The sequence below is a fragment of the Curtobacterium sp. 1310 genome (assembly GCF_017834105.1).
Classification (GTDB): Bacteria; Actinomycetota; Actinomycetes; order Actinomycetales; family Microbacteriaceae; genus Curtobacterium.
This window is the reverse complement of the sequence record NZ_JAFICY010000001.1, coordinates 414,931-433,332: the sequence shown is the minus strand read 5'-3', so window position 1 is coordinate 433,332 and position 18,402 is coordinate 414,931. Positions and strand designations below refer to the sequence as shown.

The 18,402-nt window shown below is 72.3% G+C and carries 19 protein-coding genes; 14 read left to right on the top strand and 5 right to left on the bottom strand.

Annotated features, from left to right (window positions below; all coding sequences use genetic code 11):
* Nucleotides 1-14 precede the first annotated feature (14 nt).
* A complete protein-coding gene (locus JOD95_RS01970) occupies nucleotides 15-1,397 on the bottom strand; it encodes an MFS transporter (RefSeq protein WP_209682627.1) in 1,383 nt (460 codons plus the stop codon).
* A 233-nt stretch (nucleotides 1,398-1,630) separates the two neighbouring features.
* Nucleotides 1,631-2,539 (bottom strand): hypothetical protein, encoded by a 909-nt coding sequence (locus JOD95_RS01965; protein WP_209682624.1) that lies wholly within the window; start codon nucleotides 2,537-2,539, stop codon nucleotides 1,631-1,633.
* A gap of 109 nt (nucleotides 2,540-2,648) precedes the next feature.
* Between JOD95_RS01965 and JOD95_RS01960 the strand changes: the two genes are divergently transcribed.
* Nucleotides 2,649-2,894 carry a hypothetical protein gene (locus JOD95_RS01960; RefSeq protein WP_209682622.1) on the top strand — a complete coding sequence of 82 codons (246 nt, stop codon included), beginning with the start codon at nucleotides 2,649-2,651 and terminating at the stop codon, nucleotides 2,892-2,894.
* 29 nt (nucleotides 2,895-2,923) lie between these two features.
* On the opposite strand, the gene JOD95_RS01955 is transcribed toward JOD95_RS01960, so the two are convergent.
* The gene (locus JOD95_RS01955) at nucleotides 2,924-3,661 is read right to left on the bottom strand and encodes a membrane protein insertase YidC (RefSeq protein WP_209682620.1); all 738 of its coding nucleotides are present in this window, start codon (nucleotides 3,659-3,661) and stop codon (nucleotides 2,924-2,926) included.
* A gap of 57 nt (nucleotides 3,662-3,718) precedes the next feature.
* A complete protein-coding gene (locus JOD95_RS01950) occupies nucleotides 3,719-4,021 on the bottom strand; it encodes a hypothetical protein (protein WP_209682619.1) in 303 nt (100 codons plus the stop codon).
* Between the two features lie 67 nt (nucleotides 4,022-4,088).
* On the opposite strand from JOD95_RS01950, the gene ybaK reads away from it, so the two are divergent.
* The 3 genes from ybaK to JOD95_RS01935 all read left to right on the top strand — a co-directional run bounded on the left by ybaK (nucleotide 4,089) and on the right by JOD95_RS01935 (nucleotide 8,204).
* The gene (gene ybaK, locus JOD95_RS01945; protein WP_066654277.1) at nucleotides 4,089-4,574 is read left to right on the top strand and encodes a Cys-tRNA(Pro) deacylase; all 486 of its coding nucleotides are present in this window, start codon (nucleotides 4,089-4,091) and stop codon (nucleotides 4,572-4,574) included.
* 95 nt (nucleotides 4,575-4,669) lie between these two features.
* The gene (locus JOD95_RS01940; protein WP_209682616.1) at nucleotides 4,670-7,273 is read left to right on the top strand and encodes an ATP-dependent Clp protease ATP-binding subunit; all 2,604 of its coding nucleotides are present in this window, start codon (nucleotides 4,670-4,672) and stop codon (nucleotides 7,271-7,273) included.
* 697 nt (nucleotides 7,274-7,970) lie between these two features.
* Nucleotides 7,971-8,204 (top strand): hypothetical protein, encoded by a 234-nt coding sequence (locus JOD95_RS01935; RefSeq protein WP_209682613.1) that lies wholly within the window; start codon nucleotides 7,971-7,973, stop codon nucleotides 8,202-8,204.
* Nucleotides 8,205-8,435: 231 nt separating this feature from the next.
* Here JOD95_RS01935 and JOD95_RS01930 read toward each other — a convergent pair whose 3' ends face one another.
* On the bottom strand, nucleotides 8,436-9,446 hold the full coding sequence (locus JOD95_RS01930; RefSeq protein ID WP_209682611.1) for a glycoside hydrolase family 6 protein: 1,011 nt from the start codon (nucleotides 9,444-9,446) through the stop codon (nucleotides 8,436-8,438).
* 166 nt (nucleotides 9,447-9,612) lie between these two features.
* Between JOD95_RS01930 and JOD95_RS01925 the strand changes: the two genes are divergently transcribed.
* The 10 genes from JOD95_RS01925 to yajC all read left to right on the top strand — a co-directional run bounded on the left by JOD95_RS01925 (nucleotide 9,613) and on the right by yajC (nucleotide 18,396).
* Entirely contained in the window at nucleotides 9,613-10,155 is a 543-nt protein-coding gene (locus JOD95_RS01925) for an adenine phosphoribosyltransferase (RefSeq protein ID WP_066654284.1), read from the top strand.
* Between the two features lie 210 nt (nucleotides 10,156-10,365).
* A complete protein-coding gene (gene thrS / locus JOD95_RS01920) occupies nucleotides 10,366-12,354 on the top strand; it encodes a threonine--tRNA ligase (protein WP_066658210.1) in 1,989 nt (662 codons plus the stop codon).
* 176 nt (nucleotides 12,355-12,530) lie between these two features.
* On the top strand, nucleotides 12,531-13,079 hold the full coding sequence (locus tag JOD95_RS01915) for an HIT domain-containing protein (protein WP_245171292.1): 549 nt from the start codon (nucleotides 12,531-12,533) through the stop codon (nucleotides 13,077-13,079).
* A 12-nt stretch (nucleotides 13,080-13,091) separates the two neighbouring features.
* Nucleotides 13,092-14,012 (top strand): pyridoxal 5'-phosphate synthase lyase subunit PdxS, encoded by a 921-nt coding sequence (pdxS, locus tag JOD95_RS01910; protein ID WP_066654286.1) that lies wholly within the window; start codon nucleotides 13,092-13,094, stop codon nucleotides 14,010-14,012.
* Nucleotides 14,009-14,602 (top strand): pyridoxal 5'-phosphate synthase glutaminase subunit PdxT, encoded by a 594-nt coding sequence (gene pdxT, locus JOD95_RS01905; protein WP_209682605.1) that lies wholly within the window; start codon nucleotides 14,009-14,011, stop codon nucleotides 14,600-14,602. The genes pdxS and pdxT overlap by 4 nt, the downstream gene beginning before the upstream one ends.
* Before the next feature lie 163 nt (nucleotides 14,603-14,765).
* On the top strand, nucleotides 14,766-15,530 hold the full coding sequence (locus JOD95_RS01900; protein ID WP_209682603.1) for a YebC/PmpR family DNA-binding transcriptional regulator: 765 nt from the start codon (nucleotides 14,766-14,768) through the stop codon (nucleotides 15,528-15,530).
* Nucleotides 15,531-15,534: 4 nt separating this feature from the next.
* Complete coding sequence (ruvC, locus tag JOD95_RS01895) at nucleotides 15,535-16,176, top strand: crossover junction endodeoxyribonuclease RuvC (protein ID WP_235426326.1); 642 nt, start codon at nucleotides 15,535-15,537, stop codon at nucleotides 16,174-16,176.
* A gap of 10 nt (nucleotides 16,177-16,186) precedes the next feature.
* Nucleotides 16,187-16,807: a Holliday junction branch migration protein RuvA gene (ruvA, locus tag JOD95_RS01890; RefSeq protein ID WP_209682601.1), complete on the top strand. Its 621-nt coding sequence runs from the start codon at nucleotides 16,187-16,189 to the stop codon at nucleotides 16,805-16,807.
* Nucleotides 16,804-17,832, top strand: a complete 1,029-nt coding sequence (ruvB, locus tag JOD95_RS01885) for a Holliday junction branch migration DNA helicase RuvB (RefSeq protein WP_209682599.1) — start codon at nucleotides 16,804-16,806, stop codon at nucleotides 17,830-17,832. The genes ruvA and ruvB overlap by 4 nt, the downstream gene beginning before the upstream one ends.
* Before the next feature lie 168 nt (nucleotides 17,833-18,000).
* Nucleotides 18,001-18,396: a preprotein translocase subunit YajC gene (gene yajC, locus JOD95_RS01880; protein WP_209682597.1), complete on the top strand. Its 396-nt coding sequence runs from the start codon at nucleotides 18,001-18,003 to the stop codon at nucleotides 18,394-18,396.
* Nucleotides 18,397-18,402: the final 6 nt, after the last annotated feature.

The window sequence follows — 18,402 nt, the reverse complement described above, 5'->3', positions numbered from 1 at the left end:
CCCGTGTCCCGGGCTCAGCGCCGCCGCTGCGTCCGCACGGATCCCGTCGCGGTCGACACCGTGCCGGTGGCGACGCCGATCGACCCGGTGATGGTGGCGATCGCACGGCTGACGACCGGCACCGAGCTGGTGACGACCGCGAGCGAGGACGTGATCGCCTCGACCGACGTCGTGGACAGGTGCTCCTGCGCGTGCGTGTGCACCGGGAAGCCGCGCCGCGCCGCGAGCACGACGCCGAGCGAGCCGATCAGCACGACGGCGCCGGCGAACGGCAGGTACTGCAGGCCGACCGCACCGAGCGCCTGCCCGCCGACGGCTGCCCCGCCCGCGATGCCGATGTTCGACGCGCCGTTGACGAGGGCGCCGGCGATGTCGGGGGAGACGCCGCCGGTGCGGATCGCCGCGGCCATGAAGAGGGTGCCGGTCGTGCCGTTCGCCGCCATCCAGACCCCGGCGACCACCATGGTGCCGAACAGCGAGCCGTGCACGAACGGCAGCACGGCGAAGGCGGCGGCCATCACGGCGACGGCGGCGATCAACGTCTGCCGCGGTGCCCGGTCGACGAAGGTGCCGGCGAGCCAGAGGCCCACGATGCCGGTCCCGCCGAGCACCAAGAGCGCACCGCTCACCATGCCGGCGTCGAGCCCGGCGTCGATCGCGTACGGGCCGATGTAGGTGTAGACGACGTAGTGCCCGGCGAAGAGCAGCAGGTCGGCGACGACGACGGAGAGCAGTCCGGTGCGGGCCCACGCGCGGGGTGAACCGACGTGCGGGGACGCGGTCCCGCTGACCGCCGGCAGGAACGCGACCGCGACCAGCGCGAGGACGGCTGCGGCGAGCGCGACGGAGCCGACGGCGGGGCGCCACCCGATCGTCTGCGCGACCCAGGTGGCCAGCGGCACGCCGAGGACGAAGCCGAGCGAGCTGCCGGAGTAGACGAAGGCGATCGCGCGTCCGGCCAGCCGCGGGGGCACGATCCGCGTCGCGTAGGCCGACGCGACCGAGAAGAAGAGCGCGTGTGCGACGCCGCCGACGACGCGACCCGCGCAGACGACGGCGAAGCTCGGCGCGACCGCGACCAGCACGTTCGAGACGGCGTAGCCGACCAGGGTCGACACCAGGACCGCCTTGCGGGGGAGCCGCGCGGTGAGCGACGTCAGCGGGAGGGCGAGGATCGCCACGGCTGCGGCGTAGACGGTGACGACGAAGCCCATCGTCGACTCGCTGACGCCGAGGTCGCGGCTCATCGTGCCGAGCAGCCCGACCGGCATGAGCTCCGTGGTGATCGCGAAGAAGGTGGCGAGCCCGAGCACGGCGATGCCGACGATCGAGCGGTTGGTGACGGTGATCGGCCGCGTGCTCGTCGACACGGCCGAGGTGGTGGTGTTGGTGGACACGCTGCTGACCTCCTCCGGGGAACGCCGGAGCGCGCGTCGGACCGGCCGTCGTGACGGCGGTGCGCGGTGCGCGCTCGCGGTGGGTGTGGTCCGGGTCGAACGACCCGGTCGGGTTGTGACGACTCCACGGCGAGTGCGCACATCCAGTGTTGCACGGAGCATCCGGATCGCGCGAGGGGGTCGCCGAAGAATCTTGTAGCGCTCCAACGAGATGCTCGGACGAGCATTCCCGATCAGTTCTCGTTCGTCACCGTGCCCTGCACACCGCCGCCGCGCAGGGTGACGGTGAGCGTGCCGCTCATCGACTGGGCGGAGAGCGAGACGTTCCCGTGCAGGGCGTCCTCACGCGGGTAGCAGGCGGTGGTCGACTCGAGCCGGTTCGCGGTCGCCACCAGGCAGATGGTCTCGCGGTCGGTCCCGACCCCGGCCCACACGTTCCACGGGGTCTCGAAGGCGCTGCCGTCCAGGGCCCGGTTCGTGAACACGAGCCGGGTCGTGCGGAGGCTCACGGGCGCCTCGACCGGGCCCGGCAGCTGGTCCGCGGAGGTCTGCGGGATGTCCAGCAGCTCCTTGAGGGTGATCGCGCCGGGTGTCGGTGTCGTGCTGGGCGCGGCGGCCAGCTGCCCGTCGGTCGTGCCCACCAGCGTGCCCGCCGCGAACGCCAGGCCGACGACCGCCGCCGCGCCGAGCGCGATCCAGGCGCGCGGCCGCGCGGTCCAGAGCAGTCCGCTCACCCGCGTCCGCCACGCGGGCCTCCCGGCCTGGAGGTCCGCCCCGCCCCCGGCGCGGACGGCACCCGGCCCCGTGGCCGATTCCTGCTCGCCCTCCGGCCCGACCGGGTCGGCGGGCGCCGACGCACCGGCCGAGCCGGGCCCGGTCCGGATCGGCCCCGCCGCCGGTGTCGGTCGGTCAGCGGTCGACGCAGCGACTGACGACCGTCCGGCCTCGCTCGTCGTGCGGTCCGCCGGACGTCCGTCGTCGGTCGTCGTCCCGGCCGGCGGCGTCGCACCCGCGACGGTGCTGCCGTCCCGGAGCCCACGGAGTTCGAGCCGGGCGCGCGCAGCGTCCTCGGCCGCGACCCCGGCGCCCCACGCAAGGGCCTCGAGTCGTGCCCGTTCCGCCGTGACGTCCTCGTCGGCCATGCGCACTCCCGGTCCGGACGCACCGGACACCCACATGCTCCCACCCGGACGACGGCACGTCCGCCCCCCGAGCGGGAGGTGTCCAGTCCCCGAGGCGTAGACGGGTGGCATGAGCACCGACGCAGGAACCGGGCACGACGCCTCCGGCCACGACCAGACCCGGCACGACGCCGATCCCGAGACGCTCGAGCCCCTGAGCCACGACACCCAGTCCGGCGAGGCCGACTACGTGGCGACGAGCCCCGGCTGCAGCGGGACCGAGCGGCACGTCCCCACCCCCGACGAGGAGCAGGGCCGTGGCACCGAGTACGACCCCGTCGACCAGGGGCCCCAGCAGGAGGGCCAGGGCGGCTGAGACCGGCCGCCCCGCGCCCCCTGCCCGGCTCAGCGGACGATCCGCCGCAGCACCGCGCGCTCCCCGAGGGTCCAGGCGGCGCTCGTGACGACGTAGAGCGTCGCGGCGAGCGGGACGACCGCGGCGAGGACGACCGACGCGAAGGGCGCCCAGCGCGCCAGGGCAGCCGCGGGACCGGCCCCGGGCGTACCGGCGGCCGGCTCCGCCGTCGGGTTCCAGTGCACGGTGGCCCGGCGCGACGCCTCGACCACCACCGCCATCACGACGAGCAGCACGAGCACCACCCAGGCGTGGCTCCACAGCGGCGACGCGAGCGCCACCAGGAGCGTGTGCCCGAGCGGGATCCCGACCAGTGTCGCGTCGAGCAGGGCGTTCGCGGCACCGGCGACCGACGCGTGCGTGAAGAGCGCGTACACGAGCGAGAGGACCGGAGCCTGCGCGAGCACCGGGAGGCACCCGGCCAGCGGGGAGACGCGCTCGGAGAGGTACAGGCGCTGCACGGCCTCCTGGAGGCGTCGCGTGTCCGCACCGTGGCGCCTGCGGAGGGCGGCGAGCTGCGGGGCGAGTCGACGCCGGTCGCGCTCGGCCCGGACCTGCAGGACGGCGAGCGGGACGAGCACGATGCGCACGCCCAGGGTGAGCGCCACGACGGCGAGCGCCGCTGCGGCGCCACCGGCGACGGGGGACAGGGCTGCGGTGAGCGCGGTGAGCAGGTCGACGCCGGCGCGCAGCAGGTCGCCGACGACGGGCAGGGTGGTGATGTCCATGACGTTCCGTTCGAGTGGAGGGGTCCGTGACGACGTGACCCGACCACCCGCGGGCGGTCAGGCCGGGGTCGGCGCTCCCGGTGCTCGCGACCGCACCTGGCCGTCGGCGTCGGGGTGGCTCCACGCGATGCGGGTCGGCCGCTCCACCGCTGCGCCCGTCCGCTCGGAGCCCTCGGCACCCGGATCGACACCGAGCGCCGTCGCGAGCAGCCGGACGACGAGCACCGTGACGGCGACGGCGGCGAGGCCGAGTGCGGCGACGGCGAGCAGGGGCGCCGGGGAACCCGACGGACCGAGCAGGCCGGCATCGCCGATCTGCAGCACCGCGAGGGCGCGCAGCAGGAGTTCGACGACGGTCATGGTCCGTTCAGCGTAACCCCCGCGTGCCGTCGAGGACCGGCAGTCCCGGACGGGCAGGATCGCAGGCATGACCGCAGGATCGCCGAGCACCCCAGCGACCCTCGCCCTGGAGCGGGCGGGGATCCCGTTCACGCCGCACGTCTACGAGCACCACGAGACCGCGACCAACTTCGGTGAGGAGGCCGCCGCGGCACTGGGGCTCCGTGAGGACCAGGTGTTCAAGACGCTCGTCGTCTCGGTGGACGGGCAGCTGGCCGTGGCGGTCGTGCCGGTCGCGAACCGCCTGGACCTCAAGGCCATCGCAGCTGCCCTCGGCGGCAAGAAGGCGACGCTCGCCCAACCTGCCCTCGCCGAGAAGCGGACCGGGTACGTGGTGGGCGGGATCAGTCCGGTCGGACAGAAGACCAGCCTGCGGACGGTCGTCGACGAGACCGCGCTCGAGCACCCGAGCATCTTCGTCTCCGGCGGGCGCCGCGGGTTCGACATCGAGGTCGCGCCGGCCGACCTGGTCCGCGTCACCGGCGCCTCCACGGCGGCCATCGCGAGGACCTGAGTCGGTCTGACGCAAGTTTCTTCATCCGCCGGGAATGGAGCGGGTCCTCCAGCGTTGCATTGAGTCGAAGGCACTCAAGTTCCCAGGAGGTCCCTTTGCCAGCAACGTTCGGCCCGACCGGTGGCGACGACGCGTTCGACGCGTTCATCGCGCGGCTCATCGCGGCCCAGCAGTCCGGCGCCCAGCGATCCGTCCCGCTGGGACGCCCGGTCGACATCACGCGGCTCCTCAGCCGACGTACCCACGAGGTGCTCCAGCACACCGCCGAGTACGCCGTCGCACAGGGCCAGCACGAGATCGACGCGCTGCACGTCCTGCACGTGCTCGTGCGCACCGAGCCCTTCACCGCGGTCCTGCGCACCGCCGGTGTCGACCCGGAGCAGTTCGCCGCCGAGGTCGAGCAACGCCTCCCCGCGCCGACGGAGCCGCGTCCCGGGCGCACCGGGCAGCCCGCCCTGACCGGGACCGCACAGCGGATCCTGCTCGAGGCGACCCAGGCCGCCAAGGCCTTCGGCAGCACCTACACCGACCCCGAGCACGTCTTCTTCGCGCTCGTCACCGACCAGGACACCGTCACGGGGCAGCTGCTCGCGAGCGCCGGTGTCACCCCGCAGCACCTGCAGGAGCACGCCCAGCAGGCCGCGGCAGCAGCACGAGAGGGGCGCCCGATGCCCGGAGCCACCGAGACCACCGCCGACCCCACGAACGGCACGACGAGCGACACCCCGACGCTCGACCGGTTCGGCACCGACCTCACCGAACGCGCCCGCGAGGGACGCATCGACCCGGTGATCGGCCGCGCCGACGAGATCGAGCAGACCGTCGAGATCCTGCTCCGCCGCACGAAGAACAACCCCGTCCTCATCGGTGAGCCCGGCGTCGGCAAGACCGCGATCGTCGAGGGGCTCGCCCAGCGGATCACCGACGGCGACGTGCCCGCGCTGCTCCGGGGCAAGCGGGTGGTCGCGCTCGACCTCGCCGGCATGCTCTCCGGCACCCGGTACCGCGGCGACTTCGAGGAGCGCCTGACGACGGCGATGGACGAGATCGCGGCGCACGCGGACGAGCTGATCGTCTTCATCGACGAACTGCACACCGTCGTCGGCGCCGGGGGCGGTGGCGAGGGCGGCTCGATGGACGCCGGCAACATCCTCAAGCCCCGCCTGGCCCGCGGCGACCTGCACCTGGTCGGCGCGACGACGCTGCGCGAGTACCGCCGCATCGAGAAGGACGCCGCGCTCGAGCGGCGCTTCCAGCCGGTCCGGGTGGGGGAGCCGAGCATCGAGGACGCCGTCGCCATCCTCGGCGGCCTCGCCCCGCGCTACGCCGAGCACCACGACGTGACCTACACCGACGACGCCCTGCGTGCCGCGGTGGAGCTCTCGCACCGGTACGTGACCGACCGGCACCTGCCGGACAAGGCAATCGACCTCATCGACCAGGCCGGGGCACGACGCCGTCTCGCCCTGTCGGGCGACGTCGACGTCGAGGCGCTCCGTGACCAGGTCGCGGAGCTGCAGGCCGACAAGGACCGCGCGGTGGCCGAGGAGCTGTACGAGGAGGCGTCGCGCCTGCGCGACGAGATCGACGGACTGGAGGCGCAGATCACCGCCGCCTCGCAGGGGGACGCGAGCAGTGCCTCCCGGCCGTCGACCGCCGACCGCGTGATCACCGAGGCAGACGTCGCCGAGGTCGTGTCGCGTGCCACCGGCATCCCGGCGACCCGGATCTCGCAGGGTGACCGCTCGCGCCTCGCCGCGCTCGAGGACGAACTCCACGAGCGCGTCGTCGGCCAGGACGACGCCGTGCGCGCCATCGCGACCGCCGTCCGACGCAGCCGGACCGGCATGGGCGACCCTCGTCGTCCCGTGGGCAGCTTCCTGTTCCTCGGCCCGACGGGCGTCGGCAAGACCGAGCTCGCGAAGGCCCTGGCCGGATCGCTCTTCGGCGACGAGTCCGCCATGCTGCGGTTCGACATGAGCGAGTTCGGCGAACGGCACACCGTCTCCCGCCTGGTCGGTGCCCCTCCCGGGTACGTCGGTCACGAGGAGGCCGGGCAGCTCACCGAGCGCGTCCGTCGCAACCCGTACTCGGTGGTCCTGCTCGACGAGGTCGAGAAGGCGCACCCGGACGTCTTCAACCTGCTGCTGCAGGTGCTCGACGACGGCCGCCTCACCGACGGACAGGGACGGACGGTCGACTTCCGGAACACCGTCGTCATCATGACGTCGAACATCGGCTCGGAGTTCCTCGCATCGCGCTCCGGTGCGCTCGGGTTCTCGGCCTCGGCGGACGGCGGCTACTCCGAGGAGGACCTGCGCGCCCGTGTGATGGGCAGGCTGCGCGAGTCGATGCGGCCCGAGTTCATCAACCGCATCGACGAGATCGTGCTCTTCCGCAAGCTGTCGCAGGAGCAGCTGCGGTCGATCGTCGACCTGCTGCTGCAGGACACCGCGCTCCGGCTCCTCACCCAGGGGATGACCCTGGCGGTGTCCGAGGCGGCGACCGACTGGCTCGCCGAGCACGGGTACGAGCCCGAGTACGGCGCCCGTCCGCTCCGTCGACTCATCCAGCGCGAGGTCGACGACCGCATCGCGACCCTGGTGGTCGACGAGCAGGCGCACGCCGGCGACACCGTCCGGATCGACCTCGAGGACGGCCGGCTCGTCGCCCGGGCGTCAGCCCCGGCGACGGTCTGATCCGACCCGCTCACACGGAACGGCCCCGGCACCCCAGCGGTACCGGGGCCGTTCCGCGTCCTGCGACGTCCTCGTCTGTTCTCGGATGCAATTCCGGAAATGTTCGAGAAAGGGGTTGCGCTCGCATTCCCGACGCCGATAGTGTTCACGAGCATCACCGGCTGTACGAGACCGAGAGGGGGCCGACAATGATGATCGCCATGACGAACCCGTTCCGTGGAATCCGTGGGATCGGCGGCACCCCGCTCCGTTCGCACTGACGCGGGACGTCCCGCTCCAGCCGTTCTCCTCGATCGACCGAGGTCCCGCTCGTCGCTGCCCTGAGCACGCGGTGGTGCGGTCCCGATCGTCGTCGCACAGCCCCGCTGTGCCGCACCACACACGCCGTGCAGGCCACGGCTGCCCGTCCAGCTGACGGACGCCCGTCCGGTTGACGGACGCCCGTCCTGCGGACGGCAGCCGGGGGCGCGGCGTGGTGGATCGAGATCGGACCGCGAGCGGCGGACGTCTCTCCGACGATTCCACTCGGTGACCCGATCGGTCACCGACAATGCAGCCGCGCGCATTCCTGCGCGCCCTGCCGATCATTCTCGCCCGCATTCACCGGGCGTTCTTCGCGAACCCGTTCCCGACGCATCCACGCGGTCGGCGGTCGGGATCTCCGTCATGCCCTCGGGCACCCACGAAAGGCACCATCGTGTCGAACGACATCGACGTCCGTCCCCCCGACACCCGCGCGGTGCGCCGCCGGGTCACGCTCGCCGACCGCATCGCCCTCCGGATCGGCATGTCGCTGATCATCTGGAGTCGACGGACGCACCACGTGCGTCCGTCGGTCGACCACGCCACCCGTCAGCGGCTCGACCGGGAGCGGCGCGAGCGCGAGCTCGAGCTGCTCGTGCGGAGCGCCGCGATGCGCATGTGGCGCTGACGCGCCGCCACCCGGCCCGGCTGCGCCGACGCGGCGGCGCGCGTCCGGAGCCGCAGCCGCAGCCGCAGCCGCGACAGCGCCGCGCGCACGGCCTCCGCACAACCAGAAGCACCTCGCGCCATGCGATCGCATGGCGCGAGGTGCTTCCCGTTGTGCTCCGCGACGAACGCCACACTCGCCGCGCCCGCCGCACCTAGGGCACCCGCCCCGCGCGGGACCGCGACCCCGCGCCTACCGCTTCCGGTTGGCCACCAGTGCGACCGCGTACGACGGGAACCACGTCCCCGCCGCCGGCCCACCGTTGCAGGTCCCGTCGCTCGCCCCCGGCGTCTTCACCCAGAGCAGGGCGTCGAGCCGGGTCGTGCCCGCTGCGACGTGGGGCTTCCCTCCGAGACCGGCCCCGGTCGGGTTGCACCAGGTGCCGAGCCACCCACGACCGTTCCTCGACACGTCGACGACGTACCGTGCTCCACCCGTCATCGCGCTGAGCCGCTCGGCGTAGGCCCGCTCACCGTCGACGCCGTAGAAGTTCGCGACGTTCGTGAAGAACCCCCGGGCCTGGGCGACACCGGCTTCCCGCAGGTACGTCGCCTGGAGCTCCGCGGGGTTCCAGTCCTCGTTCCCGCCGTCCAGGTAGGTGGGGACCCCCGCGGCGGCGTACACGCGCACGGCCGCCGCGATGAGGCCCGGCCGTCGGGCTCGCTCGGCGGTGCACGTGCTCAGGTGTGCCAGGGAGTCCGGCTCGACGATCACGACGGCCCGGTGCCCCTGGAGGTCGGCCGCGATGCGACGGTTCCACGCGGCGTACCGGGACGGGGAGAGGCCGCCCGCCGAGTACCCGCCGCAGTCGCGGTTCGGGACGGCGTACGTGACGAACACCGGCGTCGTGCCCGTCTTCTCCGCGGCGGCGAGGTTCCGCGCGATCACCCGGTCCAGCGCGTCGCCCGTGTACCACTCGCCGAGCCAGATCGCGATCGGCTGCTGCGCGATGGTGCGGGCCGCTGCGGCCTCGGTCGTCCTCCCCGCCGCGCTGAGCGCCGCCGCGGCCTGGGCGGGCTGGCTGTCCGGCTGCCGGTACAACCCACCGGCGAAGACCTGCCCGGGCGTCGCGGAGTGGAGGGCAGCGCGCGGCAGCGGCGCGGTGGACGCCGCCGTCGCAGCCGCGGGGAACGTCACGGTGCCCCCGACCACCGCCGTCGCCACGACGGCGAGCGCGACCATCGTCCTGATCCTCGAGTACATGGTCCCCGTCCTGTGTCCGTCCGCTGCCGGGACGTCCCTGCCGTCCCGCTCCACCTGCCGCAGACCATCAGAACCCGCGGGGCGGCGTCGGGGCGATCTCCAGAACGAGGGACAGGCGACGGACGGCCGGGCGCGTGCGGCGCCTGCGGTCGCGTACCGTTGTGCGGTGACCGAAACCGCAGCTGCACTCGTCGAACGCCTGACCGCCATCGTCCCGGACTTCCCGAAGCCCGGGATCCTGTTCCGCGACGTGACGCCGGTGTTCTCCGACCCCGTGGCGTTCGGACGGGTCTGCGAGGCCCTCGCGGCGCCGTTCGCGATCGGTGCGGGCTTCCAGGCGGTCGCCGGCATCGAGGCCCGCGGCTTCGCCCTGGCCGGGGGCATCGCGGCCCAGCACCAGGTCGGCGTGCTGACGGTCCGCAAGGCCGGCAAGCTGCCCGGCGAGGTCCTGAGCGAGCAGTACGCGCTCGAGTACGGCGAGGCAGAGCTCGAGCTCCGGCCGGGCCAGCTCCCGCAGGGCACGCGCGTGCTCGTCGTCGACGACGTCCTCGCGACCGGGGGCACCGCTGCGGCGACGATCACGCTCCTCGAGCGTGCCGGGTACGAGGCGATCGGCTTCGCGTCGCTGCTCGAGCTCGACGGGCTCTCCGGTCGGGAGCGCCTCGAGCCGCGCCTGCCCGTCACGACGCTCGGCCGCGTCCCCGCCTGAACCGCTGCCGCCGGCCTGAACCGCTGCCGCCGGCCTGGACCGCTGCCGCCGGCCTGGACCGCTGCCGCCGGCCTGGACCGCCGCGGCCGCGCCTTCACCGCCGCGGCCGCGCCTTCACCGCCGCGGCCGCGCACTAGTCTTGACCCACCCCTGAACCAACCGAGGAGCACCACGATCGTGACCGACGCAGTCGCACCAGAGCCCGCAGACCTGCCCCAGGCACCCGAGCCCCGCACCGCGACGACGGCCACGACGGGCACCGAGCTCTTCGACGGCGTCCGCGGTGTCGTCGCGATCCGCGTCGGCGGGGTGCTCAAGGACCTCGCGGCCGACGTGGAGGCGGGGGAGACCGTCGAGCCGGTGACGCTCGACGAGCAGGACGGCCTCGACATCCTCCGGCACAGCGCCGCACACGTGCTCGCGCAGGCCGTGCAGCAGATCAACCCGGACGCGAAGCTCGGCATCGGCCCGCCCGTCACCGACGGCTTCTACTACGACTTCGACGTCGCCGAGCCCTTCACCCCCGAGGACCTCAAGGCCATCGAGAAGGGCATGGACCGCATCGTCAAGCAGGCCCAGCGCTTCCGGCGCAAGGTCGTCACCGACGACGAGGCCCGCGAGCTGATGACGGGGGAGCCCTTCAAGCAGGAGCTCATCGGCCTCAAGGGCGCCGCGGCCGAGGGCGACTCCGGCGAGAGCGTCGAGGTCGGGGCCGGCGAGCTCACGGTCTACGAGAACGTCGACCCGAAGTCGGGCGAGGTCGTGTGGCAGGACCTCTGCCGTGGCCCGCACGTCCCGCACACCCGGTGGATCGGCAACGCGGCGAAGCTCATGCGCGTCGCGGCGGCGTACTGGCGCGGCTCGGAGAAGAACCCGCAGCTGCAGCGCATCTACGGCACCGCCTGGCCGGACAAGGACCAGCTCAAGGCGTACCTCGTCCGACTCGAGGAGGCCGCGAAGCGCGACCACCGCAAGCTCGGCGCGGAGCTCGACCTGTTCTCGTTCCCGGACGAGATCGGCTCTGGCCTGGCGATCTTCCACCCGAAGGGCGGCATCATCCGCCGCGAGATGGAGGACTACTCGCGCCGCCGGCACGAGCAGGAGGGCTACTCCTTCGTCTACACGCCGCACATCACGAAGGGCGACCTGTTCGAGCAGTCCGGCCACCTCGGCTGGTACAAGGACGGCATGTTCCCGGCCATGCACATGGACGAGGCCCGCGACGAGGACGGCAACGTCACCCGACAGGGTGCGGACTACTACCTCAAGCCGATGAACTGCCCGATGCACATCCTGGCGTACCGCTCGCAGGCCCGCTCCTACCGCGACCTGCCGCTCCGGATGTTCGAGTTCGGCACGGTCTACCGCAACGAGAAGTCCGGCGTCATCCACGGCCTGACCCGCGTGCGCGGCATGACCCAGGACGACGCCCACATCTTCACCACGCAGGAGAAGATGAAGGAGGAGCTGACCACGACGCTCGAGTTCGTGCTCTCGCTCCTCCGCGACTACGGGCTGGACGACTTCTACCTCGAGCTCTCCACGAAGGACCCGGAGAAGTACGTCGGCGACGACGAGGTGTGGGAGATCGCCACGAACACCCTGCGCGAGGTCGCCGAGGAGTCCGGTCTCGAACTCGTCCCGGACCCCGCCGGTGCGGCGTTCTACGGTCCGAAGATCTCCGTCCAGGCCCGCGACGCGATCGGTCGCACGTGGCAGATGTCGACCGTGCAGCTCGACTTCAACCTGCCCGAGCGCTTCGAGCTCGAGTACACGGCCCCGGACGGCTCGCGGCAGCGTCCCGTGATGATCCACCGCGCCCTGTTCGGCTCGATCGAGCGCTTCTTCGGCGTCCTCACCGAGCACTACGCGGGTGCGTTCCCGGCGTGGCTGTCCCCGGTGCAGGTCGTCGCGATCCCGGTCGCCGCGGAGTACGGCGACTACCTCGACGAGGTCGTCGCGAAGCTCCGTGCGCACGGTGTCCGCGCCGAGGTCGACCACTCGGACGACCGGATGCAGAAGAAGATCCGCACGCACACCAAGGCGAAGGTGCCCTTCCAGCTGATCGCCGGTGGCGACGACCGCGACGCCGGGGCGGTCTCGTTCCGCTTCCGCGACGGTCGCCAGGACAACGGCGTGCCGGTCGACGAGGCGGTCGACCGCATCCTCACTGCGATCCGCGACCGCGCACAGGTCTGATGGACCGCACGGGAGGCTCGGAGTCCGTCCCCGGGACCGGTCACGTCGTCGACGTGGCCGGTCCCGGGGCCCCGGCCGACTCCGGGAGGCCGGCCGGCTCCGCGATCCCGGCCGACCCCGGTCCGCCGGTCGTCGACACGGGCGGTGCCGCGGGCACCGGCAGCGCGGACGACCCGCTGGTGATCCGCGACGCGGCCACGGGTGCGGCGGTGCCGGACGCCTTCCAGCGCCTGTGGAACCCGCACCGCATGGCCTACATCGAAGCCGGGCGCGAAGGTCGGGGCCGCGGGCACGAGGACGACTGCCCGTTCTGCGAGGCACCGCGGAAGTCCGACGAGGACGCCCTGATCGTCGCCCGGGGTGAGCACGCCTACGTGCTGCTCAACCTGTTCCCGTACAACAACGGGCACCTGCTCGTCTGCCCCTACCGCCACGTCCCGCTGTACGACGAGGCGACCGCCGAGGAGATCCGGGAGATCGCCGAACTGACCCAGACCGCGATGCGCGTACTGCGTGCGGTGTCGCACTGCGACGGCTTCAACATCGGCATGAACCAGGGCGAGATCGCGGGCGCCGGTGTGGCCGCGCACCTGCACCAGCACATCGTGCCGCGGTGGGCGTCGGACTCGAACTTCTTCCCGATCATCGCCCGGACGAAGTCCATGTCCCAGATGCTCGGTGACACCCGCCGGCTCGTCGCCGACGGCTGGCCCGCTGCGGACTAGACTGTCGGCATCATGAGCGACAGCACCAGCACCTCGGGCACCAACGGCACCTCGATCACCGGCTCCGACCGCGTCAAGCGCGGCCTGGCCGAGATGCTCAAGGGCGGCGTGATCATGGACGTCATCGACGCCGAGCAGGCCCGCATCGCGGAAGAAGCCGGCGCGACCGCCGTCATGGCCCTCGAGCGCGTCCCCGCCGACATCCGCGCGCAGGGCGGCGTGGCCCGCATGTCCGACCCGTCGATGATCGAGGAGATCATCGCCGCCGTCTCGATCCCCGTCATGGCGAAGGCCCGCATCGGCCACTTCGTCGAGGCGCAGGTGCTGCAGGAGCTCGGCGTCGACTACATCGACGAGTCCGAGGTGCTGTCGCCCGCCGACTACGTCAACCACATCGACAAGTGGAAGTTCACGACGCCCTTCGTCTGCGGCGCCACGAACCTGGGCGAGGCACTCCGTCGCATCACCGAGGGCGCGGCGATGATCCGCTCCAAGGGCGAGGCCGGCACGGGTGACGTGTCCGAGGCCACGAAGCACATCCGCACCATCTCGAAGGAGATCGCTGCGCTCCGCCACCTCAAGGAGGACGAGCTCTACGTGGCCGCGAAGGAGCTCCAGGCCCCGTTCGACGTGGTGAAGGAGGTCGCGCAGACCGGCAAGCTCCCCGTCGTGCTCTTCACCGCCGGTGGTGTCGCCACCCCGGCCGACGCCGCGATGATGATGCAGCTCGGTGCGGACGGTGTGTTCGTCGGGTCCGGCATCTTCAAGTCGGGCGACCCGGCGAAGCGCGCCGCGGCGATCGTCAAGGCCGTGACCTTCCACGACGACCCGAAGGTCATCGCCGAGGTGTCCCGCGGTCTGGGCGAGGCCATGGTCGGCATCAACGTCGCCGACGTCCCCGCTCCGCACCGCCTCGCCGAGCGCGGCTGGTGAGCGCCCGACCCCGCATCGGGGTCCTCGCGCTGCAGGGTGACTTCCGCGAGCACATCGCCTCGCTGACGGAGCTCGGCGCCGACGTGGTGCCGCTCCGTCGGCCCGAGGAGATCGAGGCGCTCGACGGCGTCGTGATCCCCGGCGGTGAGTCGAGCGTCATGGACAAGCTGTCCCGGACGTTCGGCATCGCCGAACCGCTGAGCGCAGCGATCCGCGGGGGACTCCCCGCCTACGGCACCTGTGCCGGGATGATCATGCTGTCCTCCCGGATCGCCGCGGGCATCCCGGGGCAGCAGACGCTCGCCGTGCTCGACACGACCGTGCGCCGCAACGCCTTCGGCAGCCAGAACGACTCCTTCGAGACCGACATCCCGATGCCGGCACTCGGCGAGGCCCCCGTGCACGCGGTGTTCATCCGCGCCCCCGTGGTCGAGGAGCACGGCGCCGGCGTCCAGGTGCTCGGTGCCCTCGCCGACGGGCAGGTCGTCGCCGTGCAGCAGGACGCCGTGCTCGCGAGCGCGTTCCACCCCGAGGTCGCCGGCGAGGACCGCTTCCACCGCCGCTTCCTCGACATCGTCCGCAGCGCCTAGGTCCTCCCGACCCGCAAGACGCAACGTCGGCGGTTCCTCGCAGCGGCATCGCACTGCGCGGTGTCGCCGACGTTGCGTTTCGCGCAAGGGGGCGGGGCGGCGGTGATCCGCGCCTCCCGGCCGGTACACTGGTCCGGATCTTCCGCTAGACGCAAGGAGCACCGTGTCCGGGCATTCCAAGTGGGCAACGACGAAGCACAAGAAGGCGGTCATCGACCAGCGCCGTGCGAAGTCGTTCGCCAAGCTCATCAAGAACATCGAGGTCGCCGCGAAGATGGGCGGCGCGGACCTGTCGGGCAACCCGACCCTGGTCGACGCCGTCCAGAAGGCCAAGAAGACCTCGGTCCCGAACGACAACATCGACCGCGCGATCAAGCGCGGCGCCGGCCTGACCGGTGAGTCGATCGAGTACACGACGATCATGTACGAGGGCTACGGCCCGAACGGTGTCGCGATGCTCGTCGAGTGCCTCACCGACAACAAGAACCGCGCTGCGGCCGAGGTCCGGACGGCGATGTCCCGGAACGGCGGCACCATGGCCGACCCGGGCAGCGTCGCCTACAACTTCTCGCGCAAGGGCGTCATCTCGGTCACGAAGACCGACGGTCTCGACGAGGACACCGTCATGACGGCCGTCCTCGACGCGGGTGTCGAGGACGTGGTCGACCAGGGCGGCGGCTTCGAGGTCATCACCGAGGCGAGCGACCTCGTCGCGGCGCGCACGGCGCTGCAGGACGCCGGCATCGACTACGACTCGGCCGATGCCGAGTTCGTCCCCGGGGTGAAGGTCCCGGTCGACGCCGACACCGCCCGCAAGGTCTTCAAGCTGATCGACGCACTCGAGGACAGCGACGACGTGCAGAACGTCTACGCCAACTTCGACATCCCCGCGGAGGTCCAGGCCGAGCTCGACGAGGACGAGGACTAGTCCGGTGCTCCGTGTGCTCGGGGTGGACCCCGGGCTCACCCGGTGCGGCGTCGGCGTCGTCGAGGTCGCACCGAACCGGCGCGCACGACTCGTCCACGTGACGGTCGTGCGCACGCCCGCGGACATGGCGTTGGAGCAGCGGCTCCTGCGCATCGCCGACGGCATCGCTGCCGAGATCGACGACCACCGCCCCGACGCGGTGGCGGTCGAGCGTGTCTTCGCACAGGCGAACGTCCGGACGGTCATGGGCACCGCGCAGGCGGCGGGGCTGGCGCTGCACGCCGCCGCCGCCCGTGGGCTGCCCGTCGGGCTGCACACGCCGTCGGAGGTCAAGGCGGCGGTCACCGGCTACGGGAACGCCGACAAGCGCCAGGTGCAGACGATGATCGCGCGGGTGCTGGGGCTCGACGAGGCCCCGAAGCCCGCCGACGCCGCGGACGCGCTCGCCCTGGCGGTCTGCCATGCCTGGAGGCTCGGATCACCCGACCGGGTCGGTCCCGGCCCGTCGACGCTCACCCCGGCACAGCGCGCCTGGCGGGACGCGCAGGCCGGGGTCGCGGACACGCCGCTCGCGCGTGCCGCTGCCGCGGCATCGCGTCCGGGTGCCGCCGCGCGGCGGGCCGGCGCCGTCGGTGGGCGGCCCTAGGCTCGTGGGCATGATCGCGAGCCTCCGGGGAACCTGCATCGACGTCTCCGGATCGGCCGTCGTGGTCGAGGTCGGGGGAGTGGGGTACGCCGTCACGGTCACCCCGGCGCACGCACTGACGATGCGCCACGGCTCCGAGGTGTTCCTGCGCACGGCGATGATCGTGCGCGAGGACGAGCACCTGCTCTTCGGCTTCGAGTCGACCGACGCGCTCCAGGTGTTCGACCTGCTCCGCAGCGTCTCCGGCGTCGGGCCGAAGTCGGCGCTCGGTGTCCTCGCCCACATGGACCCGGCACAGGTCGCGAACGCCGTCGCGAGCGAGGACGACTCGGCGTTCCGCAAGGTGTCCGGCATCGGCCCGAAGACCGCGAAGCTCATCACGGTCGCCCTCTCCGGCAAGCTCGTGGCCTTCGAGCAGGCGCCTGCGTCCGCGACGGCCGCGGGTGGCAGCGCGCACCCGGCCGCGCTCGACGTCGTGTCGGCGCTCGTCGGACTCGGCTGGCGCGAAGACGCGGCACAGTCCGCCGTCGACGCCGTCGTGGCGAGCGACCCGGGTGCCGCTGCGATGGGCACGCAGGCCCTGCTCCGCGCCGCGCTCGGCACCCTGCGTCCCGCGGGGGCCGGCCGGTGAGCGGGATCACCTCGGCGGGAGCCGAGTCGCAGGAGGAGCTCGCCTTCGAGGGCGCGCTCCGACCGAAGTCGCTCGACGAGTTCGTCGGGCAGCGCAAGGTCCGCGGCCAGCTCGACCTCCTGCTCAAGGCGGCGGCCATGCAGGAACGCACCCCCGACCACATCCTCATGGCCGGTCCGCCCGGGCTCGGCAAGACGACCCTCGCGATGATCGTCGCGCACGAGTCCGGTCGGCCGCTGCGGATGTCGAGCGGCCCCGCGATCCAGCACGCCGGCGACCTCGCCGCGGTGCTGTCCTCCCTCGTCCCCGGCGAAGTGCTCTTCATCGACGAGATCCACCGGATGGCGCGCTCGGCGGAGGAGATGCTCTACCTCGCGATGGAGGACTTCCGGATCGACGTGATGGTCGGCAAGGGAGCCGGCGCGACGAGCATCCCGCTCGACCTCGCGCCGTTCACCCTGGTCGGTGCGACCACGCGTGCCGGGCTGCTGCCGAACCCGCTCCGCGACCGCTTCGGCTTCACCGCGCACCTCGAGTTCTACGAGAAGGACGAACTCGAACAGGTGCTGATCCGCGCGGCGCACCTGCTCGACCTGCGCATCGACCGGATCGCCCTGCGCGAGATCGCCGGTCGTTCCCGCGGCACCCCGCGCATCGCGAACCGCCTGCTGCGCCGGGTGCGCGACTACGCCCTCGTGCACGGCACCTCGGACGGGATGGCCGCCGTGCAGGGGGCGCTCGACCTGTACGACGTCGACGAGCTCGGGCTGGACCGGCTCGACCGCGCCGTCGTCGAGACGATGCTCACGCGGTTCGACGGTGGCCCCGTGGGCCTGAACACCCTCGCCGTCTCCGTGGGCGAGGAGTCCGAGACGATCGAATCGGTGGTCGAGCCCTTCCTGGTCCGCGTCGGACTCGTGACCCGGACGCCCCGCGGGCGGATCGCGACCCCGCAGGCCTGGCGTCACTTCGGGATGTCCCCGGGCGAGGGAGCCGGCGCACAGCCCGGTCTGTTCGACGACTGATCCCGTATACGATATTCTGATCCCGGCTGCCCGAGTGTCATGGTCGGCCCGCACGGACTCAGGCGGTTGCCCGATCGCGGACACGCCCGTGCCCTAGACTGCTACGGCCCGAAGCCGAGCAGCGACCGCTCCGGCTGGATCCGAGCAACCAGAGAAGGCACCGCCCCCATGGACCAATCACTCTTCCTCATCGTCATCATCGTGGCGTTCGCCGCGTTCATGTTCTACAGCAGCCGCAAGCGCAAGAAGCAGCAGGCGGAGCTCCAGACGAAGATGGTCCCGGGCTCCCGTGTCATGCTCTCGTTCGGCCTCTACGGCACGCTCGTGTCCGTCGACGACGACAAGGTCACGGCGGACGTCGAGGTCGCCCCCGGCACCATCGTGACGGTGCACCGCCAGACGCTCTCGCGCGTGGTCGACGAGGACGCGTCCGACGTCGAGACTGCCGTGGTGGCCGACGACGAGACCACCGCCCCGAAGCCGGTCACCGAGCTCAACGGTGAGCCCGTCTACGGCGAGCGTGCCGACGAGACCGACCCGACGAAGCGCAAGACCGAAGACTGACGCCCT

Excerpts from the sequence above, each read along its gene's own strand:
- JOD95_RS01955 (WP_209682620.1), bottom strand. The coding sequence starts at position 3,661 with ATGGACATCACCACCCTGCCCGTCGTCGGCGACCTGCTGCGCGCCGGC.
- JOD95_RS01960 (WP_209682622.1), top strand. The coding sequence starts at position 2,649 with ATGAGCACCGACGCAGGAACCGGGCACGACGCCTCCGGCCACGACCAG.
- JOD95_RS01965 (WP_209682624.1), bottom strand. The coding sequence starts at position 2,539 with ATGGCCGACGAGGACGTCACGGCGGAACGGGCACGACTCGAGGCCCTT.
- ybaK (WP_066654277.1), top strand. The coding sequence starts at position 4,089 with ATGACCGCAGGATCGCCGAGCACCCCAGCGACCCTCGCCCTGGAGCGG.
- JOD95_RS01930 (WP_209682611.1), bottom strand. The coding sequence starts at position 9,446 with ATGTACTCGAGGATCAGGACGATGGTCGCGCTCGCCGTCGTGGCGACG.
- JOD95_RS01950 (WP_209682619.1), bottom strand. The coding sequence starts at position 4,021 with ATGACCGTCGTCGAACTCCTGCTGCGCGCCCTCGCGGTGCTGCAGATC.
- yajC (WP_209682597.1), top strand. The coding sequence starts at position 18,001 with ATGGACCAATCACTCTTCCTCATCGTCATCATCGTGGCGTTCGCCGCG.
- ruvA (WP_209682601.1), top strand. The coding sequence starts at position 16,187 with ATGATCGCGAGCCTCCGGGGAACCTGCATCGACGTCTCCGGATCGGCC.
- pdxS (WP_066654286.1), top strand. The coding sequence starts at position 13,092 with ATGAGCGACAGCACCAGCACCTCGGGCACCAACGGCACCTCGATCACC.